The sequence below is a fragment of the Pelomonas aquatica genome (assembly GCF_026712205.1).
GTDB lineage: Bacteria > Pseudomonadota > Gammaproteobacteria > Burkholderiales > Burkholderiaceae_C > Pelomonas > Pelomonas aquatica.
Genome location: NZ_JAPPUW010000007.1, coordinates 213798 through 225883, shown reverse-complemented (window position 1 = coordinate 225883; position 12086 = coordinate 213798). Strand labels below are relative to the sequence as shown.

At 64.8% G+C, this 12086-nt stretch carries 14 protein-coding genes and 1 pseudogene; 5 read left to right on the top strand and 10 right to left on the bottom strand.

Going from position 1 to position 12086, the window contains the following annotated elements; translation table 11 throughout:
• Window positions 1-33: 33 nt before the first annotated feature.
• Genes NYP07_RS09775 through NYP07_RS09755 form a run of 5 tightly spaced genes read right to left on the bottom strand, consistent with a single transcriptional unit; the run spans window position 34 to window position 2857 of the window.
• A complete protein-coding gene (locus NYP07_RS09775; RefSeq protein WP_268149887.1) occupies window positions 34-969 on the bottom strand; it encodes a DotA/TraY family protein in 936 nt (311 codons plus the stop codon).
• 8 nt (window positions 970-977) lie between these two features.
• Window positions 978-1307 carry a hypothetical protein gene (locus NYP07_RS09770; RefSeq protein ID WP_268149817.1) on the bottom strand — a complete coding sequence of 110 codons (330 nt, stop codon included), beginning with the start codon at window positions 1305-1307 and terminating at the stop codon, window positions 978-980.
• A gap of 3 nt (window positions 1308-1310) precedes the next feature.
• Window positions 1311-2018: a hypothetical protein gene (locus tag NYP07_RS09765; protein ID WP_268149815.1), complete on the bottom strand. Its 708-nt coding sequence runs from the start codon at window positions 2016-2018 to the stop codon at window positions 1311-1313.
• A gap of 53 nt (window positions 2019-2071) precedes the next feature.
• Window positions 2072-2404, bottom strand: coding sequence for a hypothetical protein (locus NYP07_RS09760; RefSeq protein WP_268149814.1), 333 nt, complete (start codon window positions 2402-2404; stop codon window positions 2072-2074).
• Window positions 2405-2422: 18 nt separating this feature from the next.
• Window positions 2423-2857: a type I-F CRISPR-associated protein Csy1 gene (locus NYP07_RS09755; RefSeq protein ID WP_268149812.1), complete on the bottom strand. Its 435-nt coding sequence runs from the start codon at window positions 2855-2857 to the stop codon at window positions 2423-2425.
• Between NYP07_RS09755 and NYP07_RS09750 the strand changes: the two genes are divergently transcribed.
• Window positions 2844-3512: a hypothetical protein gene (locus NYP07_RS09750; protein ID WP_268149810.1), complete on the top strand. Its 669-nt coding sequence runs from the start codon at window positions 2844-2846 to the stop codon at window positions 3510-3512. The genes NYP07_RS09755 and NYP07_RS09750 overlap by 14 nt on opposite strands.
• Window positions 3513-4003: 491 nt before the next feature.
• Here the strand turns inward: NYP07_RS09750 and NYP07_RS09745 are convergent, their stop codons facing one another.
• From NYP07_RS09745 to NYP07_RS09735, 3 genes are all read right to left on the bottom strand, one after another.
• Window positions 4004-4258 (bottom strand): helix-turn-helix domain-containing protein, encoded by a 255-nt coding sequence (locus NYP07_RS09745; protein ID WP_268149808.1) that lies wholly within the window; start codon window positions 4256-4258, stop codon window positions 4004-4006.
• A gap of 104 nt (window positions 4259-4362) precedes the next feature.
• Window positions 4363-4686, bottom strand: a complete 324-nt coding sequence (locus tag NYP07_RS09740) for a hypothetical protein (RefSeq protein WP_268149807.1) — start codon at window positions 4684-4686, stop codon at window positions 4363-4365.
• Window positions 4683-4967, bottom strand: a complete 285-nt coding sequence (locus NYP07_RS09735; protein WP_268149805.1) for a helix-turn-helix transcriptional regulator — start codon at window positions 4965-4967, stop codon at window positions 4683-4685. Before NYP07_RS09735 ends, NYP07_RS09740 begins: the two co-directional genes overlap by 4 nt.
• A 945-nt stretch (window positions 4968-5912) precedes the next feature.
• Between NYP07_RS09735 and NYP07_RS09730 the strand changes: the two genes are divergently transcribed.
• Window positions 5913-7340 (top strand): tyrosine-type recombinase/integrase, encoded by a 1428-nt coding sequence (locus NYP07_RS09730; protein ID WP_268149803.1) that lies wholly within the window; start codon window positions 5913-5915, stop codon window positions 7338-7340.
• Window positions 7341-7785: 445 nt separating this feature from the next.
• On the opposite strand, the pseudogene NYP07_RS09725 reads toward NYP07_RS09730, so the two are convergent.
• A pseudogene (locus NYP07_RS09725) lies at window positions 7786-8622 on the bottom strand (IS91 family transposase); the annotation flags it as partial.
• On the opposite strand from NYP07_RS09725, the gene NYP07_RS09720 reads away from it, so the two are divergent.
• Window positions 8515-9258 (top strand): aldehyde dehydrogenase family protein, encoded by a 744-nt coding sequence (locus tag NYP07_RS09720; RefSeq protein ID WP_420852383.1) that lies wholly within the window; start codon window positions 8515-8517, stop codon window positions 9256-9258. The pseudogene NYP07_RS09725 and the gene NYP07_RS09720 overlap by 108 nt on opposite strands.
• 3 nt (window positions 9259-9261) lie before the next feature.
• Here NYP07_RS09720 and NYP07_RS09715 read toward each other — a convergent pair whose 3' ends face one another.
• A complete protein-coding gene (locus NYP07_RS09715) occupies window positions 9262-9858 on the bottom strand; it encodes a DUF6088 family protein (protein ID WP_268149801.1) in 597 nt (198 codons plus the stop codon).
• A 136-nt stretch (window positions 9859-9994) separates the two neighbouring features.
• Here NYP07_RS09715 and NYP07_RS09710 point away from each other — a divergent pair, with 136 nt between their 5' ends.
• Window positions 9995-10594 (top strand): hypothetical protein, encoded by a 600-nt coding sequence (locus NYP07_RS09710; RefSeq protein ID WP_268149799.1) that lies wholly within the window; start codon window positions 9995-9997, stop codon window positions 10592-10594.
• Window positions 10591-11700 carry a helix-turn-helix domain-containing protein gene (locus NYP07_RS09705; RefSeq protein WP_268149797.1) on the top strand — a complete coding sequence of 370 codons (1110 nt, stop codon included), beginning with the start codon at window positions 10591-10593 and terminating at the stop codon, window positions 11698-11700. Before NYP07_RS09710 ends, NYP07_RS09705 begins: the two co-directional genes overlap by 4 nt.
• The last annotated feature ends 386 nt before the right edge of the window (window positions 11701-12086 follow it).

Here is a 12086-nt window from a genome sequence, read left to right as displayed (position 1 = left end):
CTTCGGTTGGGGCCCCAGCCGAGCCGGCCCAGGTCACTTCTCGGAGGCCTTCCCAGGCTCTTTGCCAGCACCGCGACCGCCGCGGTCGCCACGATCGCGGCCGCCCAGGCCTCCCATACCGATCCGCTGCGCAGCGCCGCGGACACTGGGGATGAACACGCTGCGCGTGCGCTCCTCGGTCGATTTGCCGAGGTCGCTGGTGTGACCAGCGCCAAGGTAGCCGAGGACCTGGTCCGCCATGAGGTGGGTCATGGCAAACAAGCCTTGGACCACCGACCACAGGCCCAGCATGAAGACCAGGATGTAGCCAACGCAGGCCAGCATCCCTGTAAGGCTGTTCCCCTGGGCCGAGGCCATGGCTGGGAGAAACAGGGTCTTCGCAAAGAGCGTCGCAAGGGCCGTGCTCAGCGCGGCCGCTGTGAAGAAGCCGAACAGCATCAATGCCGGCCGCAACAGCGCATTGAGAAGGAAAATGTAGAAGCGCTCGGTGCGAGGGCCCATGCCCTCCCCATCCGCCTCCATGTGCGCGAGGGCGCCGATGCCCGCCGCTACCAAACCTTCAACCACGACCACGAAATATTGAACAAGTGCGCCGAGCCAGTTCAGGGCTGGCAGCATGGGCAAATAGACGGCCAGGATCGTGCCGACGCCGACCATCCCGAAGGCAACCGTCGGCAGGGTTTCGACCGCCATCGTGAGCGCGCCCTTTGCCGTTGCGACTGCGGTACCGACGACGCCGACGGGCGGCATCAGACCGGTGGCGGCGTCGGCGGCCTTGGCCCACGCGGTCTGTTCCGCGCCCTTGACATACGCGACAGCGAGACCAAGGCCCTCGCCAGCGGTCACCATCCAGTCGCCGATATTTTTGAAGGTCGTGATGGGGTCGATGGTGCCGGTCGAGTCGCCAGCCTGGCCAACAGTCCACGCCACCACGCTCTGGCCGATTGAGCAATTGCCTGTGGGCGTCATCTCCACGTTCAGGTACTTGCAGAGGCCGGTCTTGACGGCCCGCCAGGCCTTGTCGCTGTCCGCTCGTCAGGCGGGGTGCGAATCGATGCCCAGAAGCCGTCAGCATGGTCGAAAGCTAGCGGTTCACCGCCGCCGAACTCGTGAAAGTGAGCCCGGCGGTCCGACCAAGCCCAATAGACAGCCTCGAACCGGTCGACTGCAAGGGCCACCAGCGCCGCGTCACTGAGATTTACCGCATCAGAAGGCCACTCGATGTCCACAGGCGCGGGCTTGAAGGCCACGAACTCTTCAAGGCTCATGCCGCGATAGATTTTTTGGTGAGGATTGCGTCGCTGCACGGCTCACTCCTTTGGCGCCGAGTGGCGCAGCTCCAGCTCTTCGTCGGCGTCCTCGACCGGCGCGGGCGCAGGCTGGCGGGCGTCGAAGGTCTTCTTGATCTCGTAGGGCGGCGCCGGCTGCGCGACCGGCGCGGCAACCGTGTCGACTGCGGTCGACTTCCGCGCATCGAGAAACGCCTGACCTCGCGCGTCGGCGCGATTTGCCAGCTCGGCATTGATGCCGGCACGGAGCATGTCCAGCGCGCCCTCTTCGGCCGCACGCTTCTGCTGAGTCGATGCAGCGGCGACCGGACCGCCGATGTCAACCTGGTTGAACGTGAGCCAGAGCACCAGCTTGCGGAGCAGCGCCCTGACGACGTCCAGCAGCGAGACGCCCAGACGCAGCTCGGCTTCACGCTCCTCGTCGGTGCTGGCGGCGATCTCGGCCCAGGCCTCGCGGGACAGCGCGTCGAGCTGCCGCGGCGTCATTGCACGCAGCGTGCCGGCGATCTCGTGTGCCGCGGCCTGCTGGACCAGCTCGGCCGCCTTGTCTTGATGGCCGGCTTGCTGGGCCGCGCTGGACTGCGCAAGCAGCATCTGGGCCTTGTCCCGCAACGATTGGGCTTGATCCAACCGATCGCGCCATGCGTTCGGCGGCGGCGATCGATGCTGGCCGATGAGCTCGGCGAGGACCTGAGGTGACGGGCGGTGGGCTTGGTCAAGCTGTTCCATGAGTGGAGCCTTTGTGGGCAGGGAGGTTGAAAGTCTTGGGAGCGAAGCCGGGGTCAGGCCTCCGGCGGGAGGTGTTTCATGTCGCAGTCCAGGAGCGGCCACTGCTCGCCCTGGTTGCCCTGGTTGTCCTTGCCTGCCCTCCACGTAAATGAATGCGTGATTCGGCAGTACAGGGACGGCCCTTCCGCGTCCCGCATGGCTAAGCACGACGGACAGGTGACGCAGGTGCTGGATGGCACTGACTGGCCTTCCGGCAGGACGGCCAAGCTGGGCCGCAGCTCGAGCACGGGCGGCGCGCTGGGGTGGGCTGAGCGGGTACCGCTCGCCCCGGTTGCTTCGGCCTCGGCCTGCGCCAGCAGGCCTTCGATTTCTGTGGGATAGCTCATCTGACGCCTTCCTTCTGACTACTTGGTGGGGTTGGGGTGGCAGTACCTGCGACCAGCCGGGCTCGCGCAGAACTGCGCCTCCAGTGCCGCCGTCTGGCGGCGCGTCTCCTGGGCCTGGGCTTCGGCTTTCGTCGCTTCCATCCGGGCGTTCTTCACGATCACCCAGGAGGTCAGCCCGCTGGCCAGCAGCAGTGCCATGCACGTGATCGCCGTCGCGGCGATCGGCCAGAACAGGCATCGGCGGATCTCTTTGGAGGTCGCCTGGCACTGCTCGCTGACGACGGCCTGCAGGTCGGCCAAACTTCTCGCGGTTTGCTTGAGCTCGTCGCGTGAGAGCTTCATCAAGCTGCTTCTGTGAGCGCGCAGCAGCTCGTGGGTCTGGTCGGCGAGCTGGCGTTGCGAGGTCGCCTCCGCCTCCTTGGTCGCCCGCTCCCGCTCCTTGATGCCGCTCAAGGCAGCTGTGATCGAAGTTTTCACAGAACAGTTCTCCCCTCAAGCGCAGCCCCTTAGGTGCACCGGGCAATTTCAAGGTCATGAAGTCGGCGTTGGCGCGTGTCACGTCGCCGAGCTGGCTGAGCGCAGCCGTGACGCCGGCGCGGTTGCAGGTGAACTTGCCCTGGCCAATCTGGTCGAGCACCCAGGCGCCGATCGCCTCGCGCGGGTTGGCGTCGGGCTCAACTTCGAGGCCGGCACGCAGCTGCTCGGCGGTCACATAGGCGTAGCGGCCTGGCTGCACAAGGCGGGCATGCGAGCCGTCGTCCGGCCGCGCCCATCCTTCGCGTGCGTTCCAGGTGTCGCGAAGGTCGTCGTAGCCCATGGCTGCCCAGCCTGGCGGCGCTGGGTTGTATTGGCGGCCGCTCCTGAGCTCGATCATTGGTACCAGGTAATGGAGGTGGACGCCGCCGTCCTCGTCGCGGTGCTCGACGACCAACCAGTTGTATTGATCGCGCTCGAGGCCTGGGAAGGCGACGCGCTCCAGGTCGTTGATGTACTCGTCGATCTGGGAATCGGTTGGTGCATCGCTGGCCTCAAAAGGCAGCGGCGGGGCTGCTGCATCGGTCGATGGCGATGTGAAAAGCCTCGCCAAGGGGTCAAATCGCGACGCTGATGGGCGATCAGTTGCAGCCCAATGGGGTCGGTGCAGCGCGGGGCCTCGGCGCCGCCTGGTGGCCCTGTAGCCGCCATGGCAGTGGATCCAAGGGTTGGGGCTGTTGGCAGCTGGCCCCATCCTCAAGACCTCGGCGGCACCGCCGCCGCCCAGCCGTCGCGCTCGCGCGCTGGTTGATTAACCACCGACCAAAGCGGCCCGTTGGGCCGCCCGGGGGCCGCGCACCCCGCGGGTGCTGGACAAGTCCCCGCCCGCCTGCGGCGCCCCTTCGGGGCACAGCCTGGCGGCTGTGGACGGCCGCTGCGCGGTGTGGACTTGCCCACACCCTCCCCCGCGTTTAAAGACCCTCTTCTCAGGGGCGCAGCCCCCAGCGGGGGCAAGGGGCGCAGCCCCAATGGTGACTAGTTATGTTGGTTAGTACTGGTTATGCGTTGCCATACACCAGGTGAAATACACCCGTTGAAAACCAACGGGTGTAAACAGTCGGATCGTCAGTAATAGCGCGTTAGATCTACCTCGAAATCCCACTCCAGGCAGGCGCGCCCAAGGCTGCGCATCTGGTGCGTCAGGATGCCGGCCTCTTTCAGGCTGGCCCTCACCCCGCGCCACTTGTAGTCACTGATTCCTAGGCTGCCACAGATGTCCCCGACCATCGGCATCCAGTCATCTGGCCGACCGGCCAAGTAGATCAGCACTACCCTTGCATCTGTGGTCAGCGAGCGGTCGGTGATCAGCGCATCAGGCACGACTGAGAAGCGCTGCTCAGGGCGTCTGACCTTGATGATGGCGCCACGATTTTTGACAGACGGACTACCTGGCCGGGCCCTCTTGGCGGGGCTCCCGCGGGGCGTCACGTGCAGTTCCTCTCGCGCTCATGCTCATCCTGCATCTGCAGCATGGCCATCCGCGCAGCGCAACTGGGTCGACGGCGCTGCCGCAGCATGAAGAGCTCGCCGTCGACGACGTCGACCATGAGCTGATGGCCGCGCCCCTTGGCGCTGATGTCATGGATGATGGGCCAAGGATTTGAGGGTGGCTCGCGTCCCTCCTCTACTGCCAGCAGGCACGCCCGTTTCCAGCGCCAGCGAGAGTTGTGCAGCGCCTGCTTGGTCACATCAAGGGCGCCGGCAGCGAGGGCTTGGTCCAGCGGGACGAGGAGCTTCCTGGCACTCATCGTGCGCCCCTGACACTGTCAGGCTGCCACTCGCCGAGGAGCCAGTCCCGCACGTCTCGCGCCACCCAGCGGGACGAATTCGCCCCGGGGCCTTGGCCGCGCACGGGTGAGGGGAAGGCGCCTCGGGCGATGAGTTTGTAGATTTGTTGGCGGCTGAGCTGGACGAGGCTGCAGACCACGTCAATTTTTAGGCGACGCAACTCCTCGAGCTGCGCCGTGATTGGCAGCGACGGGTCAGTTAGCCTGGGCTGGTAGCTGCCAGCCGGGGAAGTGATATCCATGGGTCATCTCTGATCTTTCTGAGGCGCGTTGCGCCTATGAGCCCTGCTGATGACAGGGCGCTAAAGAAGGTCAGAGACGGGCTCGCGGTGGCGGCGCTGATGGCGCCAGCACACGGCTGACAAAAGCTTGAGGCAGCAAGGGGGCGAAGGCAAACCTCGGCGCGGGCATGACACACCCGCCACGCCGGACCGATTCCGCCGCATGGACGCCTGCGACGGCAGGCAGCCAAGCCAGGATGATGACCGCAAGGAGTAGGTTGCCTAGAGCGGCCACAGGTAGCAGCCCAAGAGCCAGGCCGAGCATCCCCAGCACGCCGATGAAGGCGGCCGCCATCACAGCCGCGCCGGCGGCACGGTAGATGAGACGGCTGGCAGTGACGTGTCCTGGGTGGCCCATGTCAACCATCCTACTGAAGCGACAACCTCGAAATCAAGGCCTCACGATTAGTTTGTGCATCATAGAAATTTGCACAACTAATTCGCGGCCCGTCGCACTGGGAAGTAGCCAGGGGCGCGCAGCACGAATTGCGGCGAATACCCGAGTTGATTTTGTGGGATTAAGCCCATCGACGCGACGCGTTTGAGTGGGTCACGAGCTGCGGCGCTCCCAAGACTCAGGAATTCTGTCGCCGATTCTGTCGCCAGCTTCGTGATTCTGTCGCCGGAAATCAAAACGGGTTAGCCCATTTTGTGAGCTAACCCGTTGATTTTAAATGGTCGGGACGGCGGGATTCGAACTCGCTACCCCTTGCACCCCATGGAAATATAGGGGTATTTTGGCAATTTTTCAAGCCATGGGCGCTGAGTCTGTGTGTTGTGAATTTATCGTTTAAAATCAATGTGTTGTGGCTAATTTTTCCGGGCGATATTTGTCCCGCAATGTGCCGCAAGATGCCGGTAAAGCCCGCTTCCGGTATCCCCCTGGGTATCCCCCTGGAGATGTTGATGGCGATGACTCGATATCCGAAGCAAGGCAAGGGAAGCCGCTGGACCGAACTAGGCTTGAAGGCGATCCCGCCAAGCTGGAAGGGCGACTACGTTGCCGACGGCGAAGGACTGACGGGTGAGGTGCGCGTAGCCTCAGATGGCAGGGTCAGCATCAGCTTCAAGTACGGGTACAAATGGCGTGGGGCCGGGGTGAAGCACTACTGTGGAACCTGGCCCGACGTCACTCTCGCAGGCGTTCGCGCTGAACGTGACCGGGCTAGAGCGCTCGTGAAGACCGGCGTGAGTCCGGGCGATGCCAAGCGCGCCGCCAAGATCGAGGCCCAAGCCACAGTCGAGGCTACGATTGCGGAGGCCGCTCGCCAGCAGGCCGAGGATCTCCCACTTCGCTCGATGTTCGAGGCATGGTTGCGGGACGGTGTAAAGCGGGCGGATAACAACGCCGAGTTGCAGCGCAGCTTCGAGAAAGACGTGCTGCCGCTGATCGGTGACAAGCCAGTGCGGAGGGTGGATGAGGGCGACATTCGCGCGGTGCTGCGCGCCGTGATCGGCCGCGGCACCTACCGGATGGCCTCACGGGTCTACGCCGACATGGTGCAGCTGTTCGCCTGGGCGGAGGCGCGAAAGCCGTGGCGTGCGCTCATGGTCGAGGGCAACCCCACGAAGTTGGTCGAGCTGACGAAGCTGCTGCCGCACGGATGCGATCCGGACGCCGAGCGCGATCGCGTGTTGTCTGCCGACGAGTTGCGCGAGTTGCGAGCCAAGCTGGCAGCCATGGAAGCGGCCTACGCCGCCGCGCCGGCGGGAGCGAAATACGACGTTGACCGTCCGGTGAAGAAGGAAACGCAGCTCGCGCTGTGGATCTGTCTTGGCACGCTTTGTCGCATCGGGGAGCTGCTGAAGGCACGGTGGGAGCATGTCAATCTAACCGCCGGTGAGTGGTTTGTCCCAGCGGAGAACACCAAGACGGGCGTCAACTGGAAGGTCTATCTGTCGCCATTCGCACGGAGGCAGTTCACGGCTCTGCACGAGTTGACCGGCGACACGGCGTTCTGCTTTCCGGCGCGCGCGGCGAGAGGCAATGCGCCGACTGATCATGTCTGCGTCAAGAGCGTGTCTAAGCAGATCGGCGACCGGCAGATGCAGTTCAAGAATCGAGCCGGGCCGTTGAAGAACCGTAAGCATGACAACTCGCTCACGCTGTCCGGCGGAAGGGCGGGTGCGTGGACTCCGCATGACCTGCGCCGCACCGGCGCCACCATGATGCAGCAGTTGGGTGTGTCACTCGATCTGATCGATCGATGCCAGAACCACGTGATGGCTGGCAGTCGCGTCCGCCGGGCCTACCTGCATCACGACTACGCGGCGGAGAAGCGGGAAGCTTGGGCCAAATTGGGCGAGCGGATCGAGGTCTTGCTTGCTGACTGAGCTAGTACAGGCGCTGCCGCGGGCCGGAGCCACACAGTTCTCGTTCCCTACAGCGCGTTTGCGAAAGTCAGCAATAGTTGAGGTTTGTCCGACACCTGCCCGTCGCGCTGGGCAGGTCTGCGCGTCAAACCGACTTGAGGGCAGGTGTTGGATAAACCTCTAGGGAGGAAACCGCGGCGCATGTGGCAACGGTTGTCGAGGCATCGTTGCTATGGCGATTCGGCGTTGAGTCCGCGCCGACGCAGCGCAGTTGCGCGCATGTCGACGGCCGCGAAGGACGCGAGGCCGCTGTCTGAGCGGGTGCGATGGACTCCCGCATGTCGTGGTGCATGGCTCGCCCACGTCGTTGTACGCGGCACACTACCAGACGACACAAGCTCGCCCCGCACGGGCTTGCGAAGAAGAAAGGCCGGTGCTTGCTGGTGCCGGATCGTCGTGCCTTTGCTCATGATGGGGGCGCGCGGATCGAGGCTCGCTCGCGCGGGACGAACTCGACGATGAGCAGTGGCTGCCCGCAGTGCCGGCAGACGAAGGCCGGCGCTCGCGCCGCCGGCTCGCCAGTGGGCACTTCAACCTTGGCCTGCAGCGCGGTACGCGCCAAGGCCAGGCAGTCGCGCCGGTTGCCATTGGCCAGCAGGCCGTAGTGCCGGATGCGATGGAAGCCCCCGGGCAGCACATGCAGCAGGAAGCGGCGCATGAACTCCTGGGGCGCCAGCGTCATGGTCTTGTGGCGCACCTTCCCCTTGGCATCGCCCTTGGCACGGTAGTCCTTCCAGCGGAAGGTCACGCCGCTTGCGTCCGCGGCGACGAGGCGACTGTTGGAGATGGCCACGCGGTGCGTGTAGCGCGACAGGTAGGCCAGCACTGCCTGCGGCCCCGCAAACGGCCGCTTGGCGTAGACCACCCACTCCTGCTGACGCATCGGCGCCAGCCAGTCGGCGAAGGCCTTGGCGTCCTGCAGCGCCGCGTGCTCGCCGAAGAACTGCAGCAGCCCCGCGCGATGCAACTGCTCAAGCCCTTCGAGGAACCGCCGCCGGAACAGCCGCGAGAGCACGCGCACGGGCAGGAAGAAGCCGGGCCGGCAGGCCACCCAGGTGGTGCCGTCGGGCTTGAGCCTGCCGCCCGGCACGATGCCGTGCACATGGGGGTGGTGCGTCAGCGCCGAGCCCCAGGTGTGCAACACCAGCGTGGCGCCGATGCGCGCACCCAGGTGCTTGGTGTCAGCCGCGATGACCTGCAGCACCTCGGCGGCCATGTCGAACAGCAGCCGGTGGGCGTGTGCGTGCTGATCACGCCGTGGAATTGGCCAATCAACCAGATCGCTTGCAAGTTGGCCCCGGCGCTGGCCGTGGGTTGCACGATGGTGCTGAAGCCAAGTCAGAACGCTCCGTACTCTGCTGCGGTGATGGCAGAGATCCTGCACGATGCAGGCGTCCCGGCCGGGGTGTTCAATCTCGTGCAGGGGGAGGGCGCGCAGCTCGGAGAGGTGTTCGCCTCGCATCCGTTGGTGGACATGGTTTCACTCACCGGATCGAACGCGGCTGGTGCAAGCATTTCAAGGGCGGCCGCTGCATCCTGCAAGCGTGTGTCTCTGGAACTGGGTGGCAAATCGGCCAACATCATTCTTCCAACCGCGGATCTCGCGAAGGCCGTCACCCACGGTGTCACGTCAATGATGGGCAACACCGGGCAAACCTGCGTCGCACCGTCGCGCATGCTGGTGCCTCGTGAGCGCTTGGCGGAAGTCGAGGAGCTCGCGAAGCGTGCATGTGAGTCGCTCGTGGTCGGTGATCCGAATAGCGCGCCGAGTGTCCAGACGACCCAGACGTCTTTCTCCAGCAGATGGGCCGGGCGGCCGGTCCGCTCCCGGCCCACTTCGAGGACTTCGGCTCGATCTGCGTCGCTGAGGGAGAAGTAGGACTCAGCCACGAATCGCTTCTTCGCCAATCGCCCTGGCCATCCATGAGGGCAGGCCGGCACGCCCCGACGCCAGTGCCTGCCATTCTGTGGACGGCAATGTCCGCCGCAAGGCGGCCAGGGACTCGTTCACATGCGACGGGCCCATCCAGGCCAGCGCCCGCACGGCCGCGCCGGCCTGGCCAGTCCCCAACGCTAGCATCCAGCGGGGGGCATGTTTGACCGTCACCTCGTAGCGACCCAGTTTCAGCTTGCGGCTGCGCCCCGAGGTCAGATAGACCTCGCGAATCGGCACCTGCTGGGTCAGGCCCAGCGCGTTGGCTGCGTTGGCGCCGTGTGGCGTGACCACCTCACCGCTTTGCGCAGCCAAGGACTGCACGACCTTGTCGGGAGCCGGTGCGCGCGTCCCGAATCGGCTGGAGACCGGCGTGACGTAGGTGCCGCGCGCCACCCGAAGCAACTTGCCTTCCTTGGCCAGCCGCGAGAAGGCCTGATCAACCGCAGCTCGGCTCCCAAGGTGCAGAAACTCCTTAGGCGACACCAACCCGCCCTCGGGGAGGGATTCGGCATGCGACAGGATGGAGCGGGGGAGCGTGTTCATGGTGGGACCTCTTGGTCAGAATTTTATCGTCGTTTCTGACATTTTGCTTTGGTGCCGGGTCGGTCGGGTTAGGTGAGGTTGACGAACGAGAAAATTCGCACCAAACTGCCGTTGACGATTCTTCGAATTTGCACAAATGACCCTGCCGCTGCCTGCCGTCTTCAATCCCGCCCTTTCCTCGGACCGCCTCCAGGAGGTGGCGTCGTGGTTGCTGGATGAGCTCTACGCGACGGAGGACGACCTGTCGCGCACGACCGACAACGGCTACACGCGAGGTTGCACCACGTTTGGCCGGCAGCGCAGCCGCATCGTGGCCGAAGCGGCATCCGGCAAGCATTCCTGGCTTGGCCTGCCCAACGGCAACAACGACGTCGTCCTCTCGATCGGTGGTGTGCCGTGCCGGTTCAGCAACGACGATCCTTCCAATCCGTCCAAGGATGCGGTGCTGACGGCGAATCGCTACCAAGCGGATTTCCTCGAGTTCGTCAGCCCGGGCGAGCCCGGCCGGTTCTGCTTCATCATCGATCGCGGCCACGACGGCGCCGCTGAGCCGCGCGTCGAGTTCCTGGGATTCACGCCCACGGGCGAGGTCGCGTGCCGCTGGGTCTCCGATGCCGTACGTGTTCTGCGGGTTGAAGGCGAGCAGCCCCTGGCGCCGACGGTACCCGTCGGCAAGCCGCAGATCGCGCCCAAGCGCCGCGACGAAGGCGACGCGGCCGCAGAAGCCGTTCGATGAGTACCGGGTTCATTGGGAGCAATCTGCGACTGGCCCGTTTGTTCCACGACCTGTCGCTCACGGACCTGGGCGAAAAGGTCGGCGTCTCCAAGCAGTTTCTGAGCCGCATCGAAACCGGGGCGGAAGCGGCCTCGGCGCAACTCCAAGCCAGCCTGGCTCAGGAGCTGCAGGTGTTGCCCGACTTCTTCCATTGCGTCGATACCAATCCGATCGCCGATGAGCAGTGCCATTTCCGCCGGCAGCTCACGACCAAGGTTGCGTTGCGCCAGGTCGCCCGCGCCCGCGGGGAGATGCTCAAGCGCTTGATCGGCGTGCTCGATGAGCACGTCGAGTTGCCGTCGTACCAGGTGAAGGAGGCGGACGCGGAGACGAGCGAGGCCATCGAGCGTGCAGCAGAGATCTTCCGGTCACTGTTCGGCCTGGGCATGGGTCCGTTGAGCAGCGTGACGCGGATCGCCGAGAACGCGGGCGCAGTCGTGATGCGTGTGCGCGGTCTGGCCCCCGAGATCGATGCGATCTCGTTCGCTACCAAGCGCCCTCTGATCGCCTTGAATGGCGATGGCCGCTCAGCCTGCCGTGAGCGTTTCGGCATCGCTCACGAGCTGGGTCATTTTTCGCTGCACATCGGCGTTCTGACGGGCGATCGGCTCACCGAGACGCAGGCCAATCGTTTCGCGAGTGCGCTGCTTCTGCCGCGCAGCACGTTCGCCACCGAGTGCCGTCTGGCCCTTCGAAGCTCGCGCCTGAACTGGGCCGGCCTGTCGGAGTTGAAGCTTCGCTGGGGTGCCTCCAAGGCTGCGATCATCTTTCGGGCGCGTCAGCTTGGGCTGTTCACCGAGGATCAGGCTCGAGCGGGCTACGTCGGCCTGAACCGGCACGGCGAAGCGCTGCGTGAGTCAGAGGATCACTTGGTCCCGAATGAGGAACCTGAAGTCGTTGTCGAGAGCTTGAAGGTGATGCGGGAGCACTTCGGCGTGCCCGAAGCTGCGGTGGCTCGCGAGATGCGGGTACAGCCACATCTCTTGCAGACCTTGCTGAACAACTCCTGCGCGGAGTCGTCGGCCAATGTTGTGCGGCTCGCGCCGTCCGGAGCCGGATCGCAATGAATCGCTGAGACCGGACATGAAAGACGCGGTGGGGCGACGGTTGATAAACGCAAAAGAGATGTGACCGTAAACACGGAACGCCTCTTCAACCACCTTTACTGTGCGGCGCGCTCGTCCTGCGTCCGTGCTGACGGCTCCGTGCCGCAGGCGTGGCGGCGGGCGGTAGCCGGGGCTGGGTCGTGAAGTATCCTAGCGAAGAGACGTCTCTGGCGCGATTTCAGGAGAACATTGTGCCGCGCGGGTCCAGGTGCAAGACGCATGGCCGAAGTGTGTTCGGAGAGGGACCGCGGCTTGCTTGCGGTGTGGTGAAGTACATTGGCGGCTGGAGTTCCCGTTCTGACCCCGGTCTCGGTGGTCGCCGCTGTAGATCAGTAGTTGGCTCCGCT

Bases quoted from the DNA above. Each gene is read 5' to 3' on its own strand.
- NYP07_RS09730 (WP_268149803.1), top strand. From the start codon at position 5,913: ATGGCGATGACTCGATATCCGAAGCAAGGCAAGGGAAGCCGCTGGACC.
- NYP07_RS09735 (WP_268149805.1), bottom strand. From the start codon at position 4,967: ATGGATATCACTTCCCCGGCTGGCAGCTACCAGCCCAGGCTAACTGAC.
- NYP07_RS09765 (WP_268149815.1), bottom strand. From the start codon at position 2,018: ATGGAACAGCTTGACCAAGCCCACCGCCCGTCACCTCAGGTCCTCGCC.
- NYP07_RS09705 (WP_268149797.1), top strand. From the start codon at position 10,591: ATGAGTACCGGGTTCATTGGGAGCAATCTGCGACTGGCCCGTTTGTTC.
- NYP07_RS09775 (WP_268149887.1), bottom strand. From the start codon at position 969: ATGACGCCCACAGGCAATTGCTCAATCGGCCAGAGCGTGGTGGCGTGG.
- NYP07_RS09710 (WP_268149799.1), top strand. From the start codon at position 9,995: ATGACCCTGCCGCTGCCTGCCGTCTTCAATCCCGCCCTTTCCTCGGAC.
- NYP07_RS09715 (WP_268149801.1), bottom strand. From the start codon at position 9,858: ATGAACACGCTCCCCCGCTCCATCCTGTCGCATGCCGAATCCCTCCCC.
- NYP07_RS09740 (WP_268149807.1), bottom strand. From the start codon at position 4,686: ATGAGTGCCAGGAAGCTCCTCGTCCCGCTGGACCAAGCCCTCGCTGCC.
- NYP07_RS09760 (WP_268149814.1), bottom strand. From the start codon at position 2,404: ATGAGCTATCCCACAGAAATCGAAGGCCTGCTGGCGCAGGCCGAGGCC.